Annotated in this window: 10 protein-coding genes; 7 read left to right on the top strand and 3 right to left on the bottom strand. The window is 59.9% G+C overall.

Annotated features, from left to right (window positions below; genetic code table 11):
- Positions 1 to 298: 298 nt before the first annotated feature.
- Positions 299 to 937 carry a response regulator transcription factor gene (locus JNB71_RS06995; protein ID WP_220371056.1) on the bottom strand — a complete coding sequence of 213 codons (639 nt, stop codon included), beginning with the start codon at positions 935 to 937 and terminating at the stop codon, positions 299 to 301.
- Between the two features lie 311 nt (positions 938 to 1248).
- Between JNB71_RS06995 and JNB71_RS06990 the strand changes: the two genes are divergently transcribed.
- Positions 1249 to 1644: a response regulator transcription factor gene (locus tag JNB71_RS06990; protein ID WP_220371055.1), complete on the top strand. Its 396-nt coding sequence runs from the start codon at positions 1249 to 1251 to the stop codon at positions 1642 to 1644.
- A gap of 145 nt (positions 1645 to 1789) precedes the next feature.
- On the opposite strand, the gene JNB71_RS06985 is transcribed toward JNB71_RS06990, so the two are convergent.
- The gene (locus JNB71_RS06985; RefSeq protein WP_220371054.1) at positions 1790 to 3109 is read right to left on the bottom strand and encodes a glucoamylase family protein; all 1320 of its coding nucleotides are present in this window, start codon (positions 3107 to 3109) and stop codon (positions 1790 to 1792) included.
- A gap of 350 nt (positions 3110 to 3459) precedes the next feature.
- Here JNB71_RS06985 and JNB71_RS06980 point away from each other — a divergent pair, with 350 nt between their 5' ends.
- The 4 genes from JNB71_RS06980 (at position 3460) to JNB71_RS06965 (ending at position 7505) form a co-directional block, all read left to right on the top strand.
- Entirely contained in the window at positions 3460 to 3684 is a 225-nt protein-coding gene (locus JNB71_RS06980) for a hypothetical protein (protein ID WP_220371053.1), read from the top strand.
- 913 nt (positions 3685 to 4597) lie between these two features.
- Positions 4598 to 5611, top strand: coding sequence for a substrate-binding domain-containing protein (locus tag JNB71_RS06975; RefSeq protein ID WP_220371052.1), 1014 nt, complete (start codon positions 4598 to 4600; stop codon positions 5609 to 5611).
- A 56-nt stretch (positions 5612 to 5667) separates the two neighbouring features.
- Positions 5668 to 6462, top strand: coding sequence for an ATP-binding cassette domain-containing protein (locus JNB71_RS06970; protein ID WP_220371051.1), 795 nt, complete (start codon positions 5668 to 5670; stop codon positions 6460 to 6462).
- Positions 6459 to 7505, top strand: a complete 1047-nt coding sequence (locus JNB71_RS06965) for an ABC transporter permease (protein WP_220371050.1) — start codon at positions 6459 to 6461, stop codon at positions 7503 to 7505. Before JNB71_RS06970 ends, JNB71_RS06965 begins: the two co-directional genes overlap by 4 nt.
- A gap of 132 nt (positions 7506 to 7637) precedes the next feature.
- Here the strand turns inward: JNB71_RS06965 and JNB71_RS06960 are convergent, their stop codons facing one another.
- The gene (locus JNB71_RS06960) at positions 7638 to 8636 is read right to left on the bottom strand and encodes a LysR family transcriptional regulator (RefSeq protein ID WP_220371049.1); all 999 of its coding nucleotides are present in this window, start codon (positions 8634 to 8636) and stop codon (positions 7638 to 7640) included.
- A gap of 160 nt (positions 8637 to 8796) precedes the next feature.
- Between JNB71_RS06960 and JNB71_RS06955 the strand changes: the two genes are divergently transcribed.
- Both JNB71_RS06955 and JNB71_RS06950 read left to right on the top strand, forming a co-directional pair.
- A complete protein-coding gene (locus tag JNB71_RS06955) occupies positions 8797 to 10485 on the top strand; it encodes a GMC family oxidoreductase (RefSeq protein ID WP_220371048.1) in 1689 nt (562 codons plus the stop codon).
- Between the two features lie 24 nt (positions 10486 to 10509).
- Positions 10510 to 13020 (top strand): CoA transferase, encoded by a 2511-nt coding sequence (locus tag JNB71_RS06950; protein ID WP_220371047.1) that lies wholly within the window; start codon positions 10510 to 10512, stop codon positions 13018 to 13020.
- Positions 13021 to 13399: the final 379 nt, after the last annotated feature.

Here is a 13399-nt window from a genome sequence, read left to right as displayed (position 1 = left end):
AGAGGATACTATACGCTTGGATAGCTTTAAACAGCCGCTGGTCGCTCACGGCGTGACCGTGAAGCCTGGAGCCTGACATCCGTGGGCGCGATCCTATAGGCAAATCCAATTGAGCGCGCGATCTTGTTTGTCCAAAAAGAAGCCTCCCAGGGTGGGAGGCTCAAGGGGGCCGATCGACAGCGATACGGCCTGGGAGAAAAGCCGCACCATAGGGGAGAGCTCCCGCCGGAGCTATTGGCCATCAGGAAGGATTGATTAGCAATGAGGAGGGGGTGACCTATACGCGCGGCCAAGACCTTTATGAATGCGCTTGTGGTTTTCTCGGCGCGAGCTTCAGCTTGTCAGCCATGCGTGCCAGTTCGGGCAGGGACTTGGAACCCATCTTCTGCATGACCTGGCCGCGGTGAACCTTCACGGTAATCTCGCTTACACCGAGATCGCCGGCAATCTGCTTATTCAACCGTCCGGTCACCACCAAAGCCATCACCTCGCGCTCCCGCGGAGTCAGGCTATCGAAACGCGCTCGCAACGTTGCCAATGCCTGTTCATTTTCAAGCCACGCGCGGTCGCGCGCCAGGCCGACGTGGACGGCGTCGAGCAAATCCTGGTCTCGGAACGGCTTCGTCAGGAACTCGACCGCGCCCCCTTTCATCGCCTGGACAGTCATGGGAATGTCGCCGTGCCCGGTGATGAAGACGATCGGCAGCTGAATATTTTCTCGCGACAGCTCGAGCTGAAAATCAAGACCGCTTTGTCCCGGAAGCCGGACATCGAGCACGAGACAGGTCGGGCCGTTCGGTCGGCCAGACTTAAGGAAATCACCCACCGAAGCGAGGAGATTCACGGCAAAGCCGACGGATCGCAGCAGACTGCCGAGCGCTTCGCGAATTTCAGGGTCATCGTCGATGACAATGACGGTTGCTGGCGCATCAGTCATCGTCAGTTCCCCCAAGGCGAATCGCCGTTTTGCGATAAATATTATCTGTACCCACTGCAAAAGCAGCGGGTGAAGCCCAACCAGCAGAGCGCCAAAGTCGCGATGAGAACACTTCCTCCTCTCTCCTTCGCCAGTGCCGCAACGGGTTTCTTTCACAGATCAGAATACGCGAGCGCTTAGCTGAACACGTCTTAGACAACCTATATGACTGTATAACTTGCGATGGCGTTGTCGCCCTCGCATACTAATTCATCCAGTCAAGCGCCACAACGCTGGAATTCGGCACGACATCGGCGAGTTCGGAGGCGGCAGTGTCAACCAAGAGACGTTTGATAGCGATCGTAGACGACGACGAGTCGATGCGTGATGCTATCAAAGGACTCATAAGGTCGGTGGGATATGAGGCCGAAACCTTTTCATCTGCTGACGATTTCTTGAAATTCCCCCATTTCCGCCGCACGGGCTGCCTTGTAACGGACATCCACATGCCAGGAATGAGCGGGCTCGATCTGCACCGCCGCCTCGTCACATTGGGCAGGAGCATTCCGACTGTTCTAATTACCGCCTATCCGGACGAGAACGTCGGGGTATCTGCATTGGGCGCCGACGTTGTCGGCTGCTTGACCAAGCCGTTTGGCGAGCGGGATTTGCTTGACTGCATCCATTCTGCGCTGGCTCTCAGTGGCGGGGGCGAAAGCGGTTCGTGATGCCACAAAGAGCTCTCGTGGACGCGGGTGCAACTCGACCACGCGTGCTCCGGGCCCAAAGGATCACTGCGAAGGGAACGTGAAACGGCCCACTACGGGCCTGTTAGAATCTGGCCTGCTCGGGAGAGGTACGATTACATCCACTTTAAAGCCAGCCCCCTGAAAATCCTGCTCGACGCAATCCGCTCACCATCGGCTCGCAACGACGCATGATGTTCCAGAGCAGGCCGGTCAGGTAATTTTCGATCATCAGCACCACCGGCCCTTGGTCAATGCCAAAGTGATAGGGACTTACCCACCATCCGGTCGGACTGTTCTCGACGGCATATGTCTGGTTGAACGATGGTTTAAAACCGTAAAGCCGCGTCATGCCGAGATTCATCCGTGCAAAGTGCCGTACTGTCGGCACAACGATCTCCGGCGCGAAGGGAAGCGAGGCCACAACGACCCATGGTGCCACCGTCCCGTCGTCAGGTCCGAAAGGAGCGCCACGGGCGATATAGTCGAAGATCTCCCGATCGACGCCATTTATCTCCCGCTTACCCCATCCCGGTCCGTCGCAGGCGGTAAACCCCCAACAGTGTTCCCCGTAACCGGTAAAGCCCATCGGGTTGCGAATGGCGTATTCCTGCTGCACAAAAGTCGCTTGACGGCTGTTTTCAAAGTAGTCGCTGTCGTGGCGGCGCATGAACACGTCACGAATGCCTCGAAAGTCGACCCACATATGGGATAGTTGGTGGGTAAAAAGCGGACCCGAGTAAAGGAGTTCGCGACCATAGATGGTTTTCCATTCATAACTCTCGGTATAGGCGGTGTAACTCTCCGGTGGCAACGGATGGGTCGGCGATCCGAGCCCCAGTAAATAAAGCAGTAGACCCTCATCGTACCCCCGCCAGCGATAGGGAATGAACCCGTTCTCCGGGCGCCAGCCATGTGTCAAGGTGGGGCCGCCGTCGCAAGCCCACCTCCAGTCGGCTCGCTCGTAGAGCGCCATAGCGAGCTGGCGGATCTCTGCTTCATCGGCTGTGTCGCCGTCGAAATAGGTTGCTGCGGTCAAGGCGCCGGCGAACAGAAAAGCTGAATCGATGGTGGACAATTCGCACTGCCAGGCCCGGCGGCCTGTTTCCATATCCAGAAAATGATAGAAAAAGCCGTTGTATCCGGAGGCGTCCGGCTCTGGCCCCTGCCAACAGTCCAACAAAAAGCGCAGTCGCTTTCCAGTGATCTTTGCGGCGAGTTCCCGAATAATCACTCCGCGCTCGACAATGACGGGTATTGTCGCCAGAGCCATGCCAATTGCTGCTATGCTTGCCGGGGCAGTGGGTTCGGTTTTGTCGCGAACCAGCCCGTTGTCCGGATTCGTGCATTGGAGGTAGTACAACAAGGTGGTGAATTGTAGCCGAGCCAGATCCTGGGCCGTCGGCGAACGGTCGAGTTCGGGGTCGCTCGAAAAAATGTCGGACATGGTCGCTAACCAATCATGAGTGGATGTCGTGCAGCCTCGTCAATAAGCGCCACATTTTCGTCGGCCACCGATCTTCCGTCCAGCATGACCGCAGGCACTCCTCGAATGATCCTTCTGATTGTCGAAACGATACTGTAGGTTCAGCCAAGGCTCACGGAAATCTCTATACTCCGGCAGCGCTGCGAGACTCCCAGTGGTTGGGTGGGGCTAAACCAAAGGACAAATGAGCATCCCGAGAATTCAGAATTCCACCCTAAGGTATTATGGACTGAGATAACTCTTAGGACTAGCCTCAAAGGTGCCAACTGAGGGGGCAAATGCCCGCAGCTACAGCGTGAAGGAAGCCCAGCATGACTGACACTCCGGAGCAAAATGATCCAGCCATCGAAGAACTGATGAAGGACGCAATAACCAGTTACATGTTGGACCGCTTTGAAATGGAGGATCGGCTGAAGGCAGCCGTCCAGAAAATCGCCGTAGAACTGCTTACCGAAGAAATGGCTGCACTGAGGGAGAAGGCTGCGAGGGCAAAGGCGTCGTATTTCCCGGCCGCAGAAATATGGACAGCGGCTTAGGGCAAATGGCTTCGATCGGCCCAAAAAGTTGCGCCTGATCCACTCCAGGCCTCGGTAAACGACCGAATCGTCGGCCGCCTTCAACATAAGCGCTGCTGTAATGGAACCAGGGCCCGGGCGTCAGCAGACCGGAATGCTGAGGAGACACCAGTCCTCCAGCAAAACCCAATGTCGTACGCTACAAGACTACGCAAGGTTTCGTGGAGAGGTCTGGCATAGACGAGGGGCGGCGGCACATCGAACGACAGGGGCTCGCCACACGAATCAACGCAACGGCGCCAGGGCCATTGCATGCTGGCCTATGCGAGCGCTACAGCAGCCGTACGACCGGCAAGCCGCCTTCGTCAGCGATGCCGGCAGCGAGTACTGCGGACGGCAATGCAGTCGGAACCGACATGGGCCGTCAGTCAATGCATCGTCGTTCAACTGACTAATTTTCTGCCCGATAAGTCATCCACATACTCAGGGCTTCGGTGCACAACGGCTCGCGCGGCTAGAGGAATCTTGTCGCCGCGCGGCCGTTCGTTAGTTCGAACGGATCACTAGCGAAAGTCAACTCCCCGGAGGAGTTGGCATCAGCGCTCAAACTCCATCCCGGCCGGTTCAGCCTGTACGATCTACTGGCCGACATCCGGGGGAAGGGGTATGCTACCAACAAGGCAGTCGAATTCCGACCAACACGTCGTCAATTGCGATGGCGGTGAAGCTGGATGGAACGCTTGCATCTCGATCACATGGATTCCGGTTCGCTCTCTCGATCAAGGAGGCGAAGAACCGATACGTCGAAAGCTTGATGAAGGTTGCCGATGAGATGAGGTGCTTGCCGGCCTCACAGAGTGCCTCCCGACATGCTACGGACGGAGCAGAAAAGGCAGTAAAAATAAACGATACAATGATTGGCGGAGGAGCTAACATGACGATCGTCCCTAGCCTGTTCCAACGATTGTTCATCGCGTTCTGCCCGGTCGCCGTGCTGGTGGGTATCATGAGCGCAATCCCGGCGCACGCGCTCGACGACAAATGGTGCAAGGATGTCCACATCCGCTTCTTCGTAGGCGGCGGCGAGGGCGACGCCTTCGGTACCATCGTCTACAATGGCGCCAAGCAGGCCGAAGCTGATCTCGGACCGAAGGTCGACTACATCTTCTCAAGCTGGAGCAGCGAGAAGATGGTCCAGCAACTGCGCGAAGCTGTGGCGGTCCAGCCGGACGGCATTGCCATGATGGGCCATCCCGGCGACGCGGCGATCATGCCGCTCGCCAAGGACGCCCATAAGGCCGGGATCAAGATGATGTACCAGAACGTCCCGGTGCCTGAGGTGGTCGCCGCGTTCGGCGGGGGCTATGTCGGCGCCCAGCAGGAGGCGCAAGGCCGGGCGCTCGGAAATGAGGCCGTCAAGCTTGCGGGGATGAAACCTGGCGACAAGGCGATCATGGAAGGCGTGTTCGACAACGAGAACCGCGGCGCACGCGAGCGCGGCACGGTCGCGGCCCTTACGGAGGCCGGCGTCAACGTCGTCCAGATCAGTGCGCCCTCGTCGGGAGAGTGGGCGTCAGACCCGAACCTCGCCATCCCAGTGATCACCGCCGCGCTGCTCAACAATCCCGACACCAAGCTGCTCGGCGTCGGCGGCGGCCAGATGCTGGGCAATATTCCGACCTTCATGCAGGCAGCCGGCAAGAAGCCCGGAGAGATCTTTGTCTTCGGCTTCGACACCAGCCCGCAGATCGTCGAGGGTTTCAAGAATGGCTGGGTGCAACTGACCGCCGACCAACAGCCCTTCCTGCAAGGTTACCTGCCGATCCTCAGCCTCTGCCAACAGGTCAAGCTCGGCCTCGCGCCGATGAACGTCGACACCGGAGCCGGTTTCATCACGCCAGCGAACTACGAGATCGTTGCCGAACTCGCCAAGCAAGCACTGCGCTGAGACCGTTGGCGGATGGCCGCCCGAGAGCCCAGCGTGCCTTCGAAAGGAGCATTTTTATGGCGGAGCACCTGATCGAGTTCCGCAACATCAAGAAGAGCTACGGCAGCGTCGACGCGCTTGGCGGCATCGATCTTTATGTCGACAAGGGCGAAGTCCTCGGCCTCATCGGCGACAATGGCGCCGGCAAATCGACGCTGATCAAGATCCTCGCTGGCGTCGTAAAGCCCACGTGCGGCGAGATCATCGTGCGCGGAAGACCGGTTTCCGGATGGAATGCGGGTCGCTCGCGCGAGGCGGGCATCGAAACGGTGTTTCAGGATCGGGCCCTCGCTCTCCAGCAATCGATCGTCCACAACATATTCATGGGCCGCGAGCTTGTTGGAATGTTCGGTTGGCTCAAGCTGAAGCAGCAGCTCGCCGAGGCGGATCGGCTCATGCGGGAGATCGGCTTCACCTCGGAGGCTTACACGCCGCGCTCCATCGTCGGGCAGCTTTCGGGGGGAGAGCGCCAAGGTGTTGCCATCGCCCGCGCCATTTACAAGCAGGCGGACCTCATCGTTCTCGACGAGCCGACCACGGCCCTCTCGCTGGCCGAGACGGCAAAAGTGTTCCAGTTCGTGCGGCAGGTCCGGGCAAGCGGCCGTTCAATCATCCTCATTGACCATAACATCCACCATATCTTCGACATCGCCGACCGTTTCGCCGTGCTCGATCGCGGCAAGATCGTGCTCGAGGCGGACCGGTCGAAGGTAAAGTCGGTGAAAGAACTGGTTGGCTTCATGGAACATGTCGCGCGCGCGGCAAGCGCCGGTGGGGGCCATGCCAAGGCAGCAGGTGGGGTGGCGCCATGACGGATCTGGCAGATCAGAGCCGGCCGAGGAGCCGGACCACGAAGGCCACCGAAGTCGAGACGGGATGGCATCATCCCTCCGAGCATCGGCTCCGCCGCCTCGTTCTTGAGCATCGCGCAGCGCTCGGTACACTCGCGGTGTTCCTGGTGATGATGTCGATCTTCATCGCCGCCAATCCGGCTGTGTTCATGACCTGGTCGATCTACAGCTCTGTTCTGACCACATTGCCAGTGGCGCTTTTCGTCGTGGTGCCCCTCGTCTTCGTTGTAACGGGCGGCGAGATCGACCTCTCCTTCCCGGCGGTGATGGGCTTCTCGTCGTGGACATTCGCTCTGTTGGTGCAGGCCGACTTCGACCCCTTTATTGCGATGGCGGCGGCGATCCTGACTGGGCTGGTTCTCGGATTCTGCGTCGGCGCCCTGGTCGTATACGCCGGCCTTTCCTCACTCATCGCTACGCTCGGTATGAACTTTCTCCTGCGAGGGCTCATACAGATAGTGAACGAGGGCAAGTCGATAGCACTGGTCACGCTTGGCGACAGCCCGGCGTACAAGATCTTCTCCAGCGAGATCCTGGGTGTGCCGGTCCAGATCTTCTGGGCGGTCGGCTTTGTGATCTTCGCGACCCTTCTCTACAACCGCCACCGCTTCGGAGCGCACGTCAAGGCCGTCGGCGACAACCCGGATAGTGCCAAACAGATGGGTATCAACGTGAAACGCGTGCGCGTGAAGCTCTTCGTCTTCATGGGGATTGGCGCAGCGATCGGGGGAACCTTTTCCACCATGATCAACTTTACGTGGTGGCCGACGGCCGGCGACGGCTATCTCCTGCCAGTGCTCGCCTCCGTCTTTGTCGGCGGGACGCCCACCTGGGGCGGTGTCGGAACCGTGGTGGGCGGTGCCATCGGCACGCTTACCGTCGCATTTATCCAAACCGGCGTCGTGGCGGCAGGCCTTAGCGGCTTTTATGTGCAGTTCTTCAACGGCCTGATCATCATTCTGTCGCTTGTGGGCCACCGCTGGAACCAGGAACGCTACCGATAGCCTGGTGCTGGCCGGTCGAAGCCAGGTGCACCGCTGTTGTCGGAGCCACCATATCCTGGCTGAGCATCGATATCGGAGATGCGGGAATTGGCCTTCGCGGTGCACAACTCGACGTCGTGGAATCCGACCGCTTTAGCCCTGGTGGCCCCTGTCGTTGCGTAGTTCGGATCTCGGTCCCCCAATCTGTCCGACCTCAGCGCCCATGAGACCCCAAACACGTTTGATTGCATCAAAGGCGGCCACAACAGTGGGATCATTCCTACGCGCTTCCAAGCATATGAAGCTCAATGTTGTCGAAATTTTCACTGCATCGGCGATGAAGAGCCCGTGGGCTTGTTGTTCATGGAGAGCGATCGATTCACGGCAGAGGCTCAAGCCAACGCCCGTGCGGACCATGGCGACCATCGAGGCTTCCTGATCAACCTGCGAGACGATGTTCTGGCGCAGGCCAAGATCGGTGAACAGGCGTGCCAGCAGTCGGTTATGCACCGAAGCGGGTGGTGTACCGATCCAGGGCAGGGATGCTAACTGTACCCAATCCGCACCGCGCACGAAGCTGGCAAGCGCCGGCGGGGCGACGACGCGATAAGTCAGTTGTGCCAGCTCCCTGCCGTAAAACAGTTTGGTGGTAGTTTCATCCGAAAGCTCGGCTACAGGATCGTAGTCCCTTTGGTCTCCGAGGAAGAATCCGGCATCCAGTTCATTCCGTCGAAGCCCTTCCGGTACATCTCCACTCATGCCATGGCGCAACGTCGTCTCGATGCCTGGCCCGCTTTCGATCAGGGCCTTCAGAAACGCACCCAAGCGTGTGAACTCCGGGTCGATGATGGTGCCGATCCGTAGTTTCCCACGCACGCGCGTTGCAAGGTGCCCAGCCGTCTGCCCAAAATCCGTAAGTGCCGCCAACACCTGCTCGGCCTTGGCGGCAAGAAGAGCTCCCTCCTGCGTCAGTTCCAGACCCGTGGACGTCCGCCGGAACAAGGTGAGCCCGGTATCGGCGGCAAGCCGCTTCAATTGCAGGGTGACGGCAGGCTGGGTGACGTGCAGTTGCTCCGCGGCGCGCGTGACGTTGCCTTCGCGCGCGACAGTAGCGAATGCCCTCAATGTTCTCAGGTCGAAGGATTCAAGCATATTAGTTTCGCTTATAATGCTTGATGGTATTTGTCATTGGATTTTTGCATCGCTCCTCCGCTATTCCTGAAAATAGAGATGAGGAGGAGGCTAAAATGCCACGGCATATCGTCGAATCTTATGATTGTGCGGTGTTGTATCGCAGCAGGCGGGCAAGCCCATGACCAGCCGCGCTTCTTACCCCGCCGACGGTAGCTTTGACTATATCATCGTCGGTGGAGGCTCCGCAGGCTGCCTGCTCGCCAATCGCCTTAGCCGCGATCCCGCGATGCGCGTGCTGCTGCTAGAAGCCGGCCGCAAGGATGACTATCCCTGGATTCATGTTCCCGTCGGCTATCTCTATTGCATCGGTAATCCCCGCACCGACTGGCTGTTCAAGACTGAGCCGGATGCCGGGCTTAACGGCCGGTCGCTGCGTTACCCACGTGGCAAGACGCTCGGCGGCTGCTCCTCGATTAACGGCATGATCTACATGCGCGGCCAGGCGCGGGATTTCGACGGCTGGGCAGCGACGACCGGCGATGACGCATGGTCCTGGCAGAACTGTCTGCCTGATTTCAAGGCGCATGAGGATCACTACCGGCTGGACAACGGCGCGGACCCGAAGACCGGCGGCAACAGTCGCTTCTCCGACATGCACGGCCACGGTGGCGAATGGCGGATCGAGAAGCAGCGGCTCAAATGGGACATCCTCGAAACCTTCGCCGAGGCCGCCGTCGAGGCCGGCATTCCGCGCTCCGACGATTTCAACAGCGGCGACAATGAGGGCGTCGGCTATTTCGAGGTCAACCAGCGCTCGGGCTGGCGCTGGAACACGTCGAAAGCCTTTCTCCGCCCGGCGAAGAACCGGCCGAACCTGACGATCTGGACGCAATCCCATGTCGAACGGCTGATCCTTGAAGCGGGGGCGTCCGGCCGCAAACGTTGCACCGGTGTCATACTTCACCGGCAAGGGCGGACTGCTGAGGTTCGTGCGAGCAAGGAAGTCATCCTTTCCGCCGGCGCGATCGGCTCGCCGCAAATCCTCCAACTTTCGGGCATCGGGCCGGCTGGCCTGCTAAAGCGCCACGGAATCGAGGTCGCTCATGACCTGCCGGGCGTCGGGGAGAATCTTCAGGACCATCTGCAAATCCGCGCGGTATTCAAGGTCGCCAACGCGAAGACGCTGAACACGCTTGCCAACAGCCTGTTCGGCAAGGCGATGATCGGGCTCGAATATGCGCTGAAGCGCAGCGGCCCGATGAGTATGTCGCCCTCGCAGCTCGGTGCCTTTACCCGTTCGGACGACGGCCAAGCCCACGCCAACCTGGAATATCACGTCCAGCCGCTCAGCCTCGACGCCTTCGGTGAGCCATTGCACAATGTTCCCGCCTTCACCGCGAGCGTCTGCAACCTCAACCCGACCAGCGTCGGAAGCGTGCGCATCCGCTCCAGCAAGGCATCGGACGCGCCGGTCATCGCGCCGAACTATCTCAGCACGGAAGAGGACCGCCGTATTGCCGCCGAGAGCCTGCGGCAGGTGCGCAGGATCGTGTCGCAGCCGGCGCTCGCGAAATACCAGCCGCAAGAGTGGAAACCGGGCTTGCAGTTCCAGAGCGACGAGGAACTGACGCGGCTCGCGGGCGATATCGCCAACACCATCTTTCATCCCGTCGGGACGACGAAGATGGGCCGCGACGACGATCCAATGGCGGTGGTGGACAGCCGCCTCAGGGTGCGGGGCATCGAGGGCCTGCGGGTCGTCGACGCGGGCATCATGCCGAAGATCACCAGCGGCAACACAAATGCGCCGACGCTGATGATCGCCGAAAAGGCGGCCGGCTGGATCGTCGCCGATGCGCGCGCCTAGAAAATACTTGGGGAGATAAGAGCAATGACTTTGATCGCGCGTTCTGCGCTTCCGCTTTCAGGTGTTCGGGTGGTTGATTTCGGGCAGTATATTGCCGGCCCGGCTGTGGCCATGATCCTTGGCGATCTCGGCGCGACCGTCGTGCATGTCGATCCGCCCGGCGGTCCGCTCTGGGACAATCCCGCCAATGCGATCCTCAACCGCAACAAGCTGATCGTCACTCTCGATCTCAAAACGAAGGAGGGGTTGGATGAGGCGAAAGCGCTGGTTGCCGAGGCCGATATTGTCGTTGAGAATTTCCGCCCTGGTGTGCTCGCCCGGCTGGGAGTCGATTTTGCGGCGCTCCGCAAGGCGCGACCGGAACTGATCACCCTATCGATCCCCGGCTTTGCCTCAGACGATCAGCTTCGCCGTGACTGGCGGGCCTTCGAGGCGGTGATCGCAGCTTCCTCCGGCGTCTTCACGGATATGGGCCTGAACCGGGTTCTGATGGGTATCAACCCCTCTTTCTCGCCGCTGCCGCTGTCTTCCGCCTACGGCACAATGCTGGCCGCGTCTGCGACCGTGCTGGCGCTTCAGGCGCGCGAGCGCACCGGGCACGGCGATCATATCGAAGTGCCGCTGGCCAGCGCCGTCATGGAGGGCCTGTCTTACAACTCGATCCTGATCGACGATTATCCGCTGCGTTACCAGACCCAGCGCGAGCGGGAGATCGAACGGCGGCGCAACGAAGGCCTGCCTATGGATATGTCCTATGACGACCTTCAGGAATTCCTCGATCCCTTCTACCGCAGCTATATGTGCGCCGATGGGCGGATGTTCTACGTCGTCTGCCCCAGCCACAAAAACCATGCAAAGCGTTGCCTGCAAACGCTCGGTCTATATGACGAACTGGTCGCTGAAGGGCTGCGCGAGGAAGAGGACACCTATCTTCCAGTCTCGCAATGGTCGTCGGACGTTTCGCTTGGCGTCTATCCACTCCCGAAATTCTGGGCCGACAAGATTGCGGCCCGCATGAAGGACGTTTTCCTGACCAAGACGGCGGCCGAATGGGAACGTGTCTTCGGGGAAGGGCTGTTTCCGGGCGCGCCACAGCGCTGGCTAAAGGAATGGATCGCCGATGATCACGCCAAGGCCGCCGGCCTTATGATCGACGTCGACGATCCGATTCTTGGCCAAATGACCCAGCCGGGGCCGATGGCCTGGCTGCAGGAGAGCGCCGAAGCCATGCTTGCGCCACGCCCTCGGCGTTGGGGAACGGCCAAGGATGCCTTGGCGATGCTTGCGGACATGGAACGCCCTTCCTTACCGGTTCCGACCGACGCCCCCGGTGGCTGGTTGGACGGTGTCAGGGTGCTCGATCTCTGCAACGTGATCGCCGGCCCGCACTCGGTCGCCTATCTCGCCCGCTTCGGCGCAGAGGTGATCAAGATCGATCCGGCCAAGCCGCTCTACGACTGCTGGAACACCGTGATCTTCGGCATGTCGCACATGCGCGGCAAGCAGTCCTTGCTGCTGAACATCGGTTCGCCCGATGGCCGCGTTGTCTTCGAGGAACTGGTGCGCTCCGTCGATGTTGTGGTCTGGAATGCCACCGACCGTCAGGTCAAGGCGATGGGGCTCGATGCCGAAAGCCTGAATGCGCTCAACCGCCAAGCGATCTTCTGCCAGCTTGATTGCTTCGGCGGCGTGCGCACCGGCCCGCGCACCGATTATCTCGGCTATGACGACCTCGTGCAATCGGCGACCGGCATCATGCTGCGTTTCGGCGGCTCAATGGAAACGCCGGAGGAACATGCCCATGTCGGCACCATCGATGTCATGTGCGGCTTCGGTGCGGCGCTCGGCATTGCCGCCGCCCTCTATCAGAAATCCAGAACCGGGATCGTCGGCCGCCCGCGTACGTCGCTGTCGGCGCTGACCGGCCTCGCGCAGATACCGTTCTGCTACGACTACGCAGGGCGCGGTCCCTTCAATGAGCCGTCCGGCCGCGAAACCAAGGGTTATCATGCCCTGTCGCGCCTCTACCAAACGGCATCGGGAGATCACCTTCTTTTGTGCGCTTCGGAAGCCGACCTGCCGCGCTTCGGCAAGGTTGAAGGCTTGGAGGGCATACCGGAAATGGCGGCATCGGATCGCGAGGCCTATCTCTCGCGGGCCTTTATGACCGCGCCTGCGGAGACCTGGCAGCAGCGGCTACAGGAAGCCGATATCGGCGTGTCGCTCTGCGAGAATATCGAAACGATCCGGAGCCGGAGTTCCCGCATTGCCGACAGTACGCCGGGGATCGATCGTGGCAGCTATTCCTTCTCGATATTCCCGAACCATCCGAGCGGGCACACCGTCACCCAGCTCGATCCCTTCGCCATTCGTCCGACCGTCGGCAAGGTCACGGCCGTCGCGCCGGCCGAGAAGTACGGAACGTCCACACGCGCTGTTCTCCGGGCTCTGAATTACACCGAAGCCGAGATCGACCGGCTGATTGCCTCTGGTACGGTCAGCGAGACTTGGAGCGCGGAGTATCTGCCGAGCTAGCAGGAAACTGCGGCTTCGGATTCTGAGGAGGATACCGGAGCCGCTCGCGGCCCCCCGAGATATGCGATGGCGTCCGAGGCCTTGGAATTTCAACATCGCAAATAGGGAGGGATTGCAATGAAAGAACTCTTTGCTCTCCATCTCATTCTCGAAGACCTATCGCGAGGTTTTCGGTTGCACACCGACCGCAGCTAGACGATCCCCATCACGGTTTGCCTCGGCTTAGCTCCTCATTGGCAGATGTCGTAATGCTAAAAGATCCAGAGGATACGCGCTCCAGGCGGCATAACGCATTGTCCACGGCAGGAAGCAGCTGACGTAGGGCTCCCGGAATGCCGCGTTGGCGATTCCAGTTTTGACTACGCGCTGCAGCTCGCAC

Source organism: Rhizobium herbae (genome assembly GCF_019511375.1).
Classification (GTDB): domain Bacteria; phylum Pseudomonadota; class Alphaproteobacteria; order Rhizobiales; family Rhizobiaceae; genus Pararhizobium; species Pararhizobium herbae_A.
This window is presented reverse-complemented; position numbering and strand designations above follow the sequence as displayed.

Bases quoted from the DNA above. Each gene is read 5' to 3' on its own strand.
- JNB71_RS06960 (WP_220371049.1), bottom strand. From the start codon at position 8,636: ATGCTTGAATCCTTCGACCTGAGAACATTGAGGGCATTCGCTACTGTC.
- JNB71_RS06955 (WP_220371048.1), top strand. From the start codon at position 8,797: ATGACCAGCCGCGCTTCTTACCCCGCCGACGGTAGCTTTGACTATATC.
- JNB71_RS06980 (WP_220371053.1), top strand. From the start codon at position 3,460: ATGACTGACACTCCGGAGCAAAATGATCCAGCCATCGAAGAACTGATG.
- JNB71_RS06975 (WP_220371052.1), top strand. From the start codon at position 4,598: ATGACGATCGTCCCTAGCCTGTTCCAACGATTGTTCATCGCGTTCTGC.
- JNB71_RS06950 (WP_220371047.1), top strand. From the start codon at position 10,510: ATGACTTTGATCGCGCGTTCTGCGCTTCCGCTTTCAGGTGTTCGGGTG.
- JNB71_RS06965 (WP_220371050.1), top strand. From the start codon at position 6,459: ATGACGGATCTGGCAGATCAGAGCCGGCCGAGGAGCCGGACCACGAAG.
- JNB71_RS06970 (WP_220371051.1), top strand. From the start codon at position 5,668: ATGGCGGAGCACCTGATCGAGTTCCGCAACATCAAGAAGAGCTACGGC.
- JNB71_RS06995 (WP_220371056.1), bottom strand. From the start codon at position 937: ATGACTGATGCGCCAGCAACCGTCATTGTCATCGACGATGACCCTGAA.
- JNB71_RS06985 (WP_220371054.1), bottom strand. From the start codon at position 3,109: ATGTCCGACATTTTTTCGAGCGACCCCGAACTCGACCGTTCGCCGACG.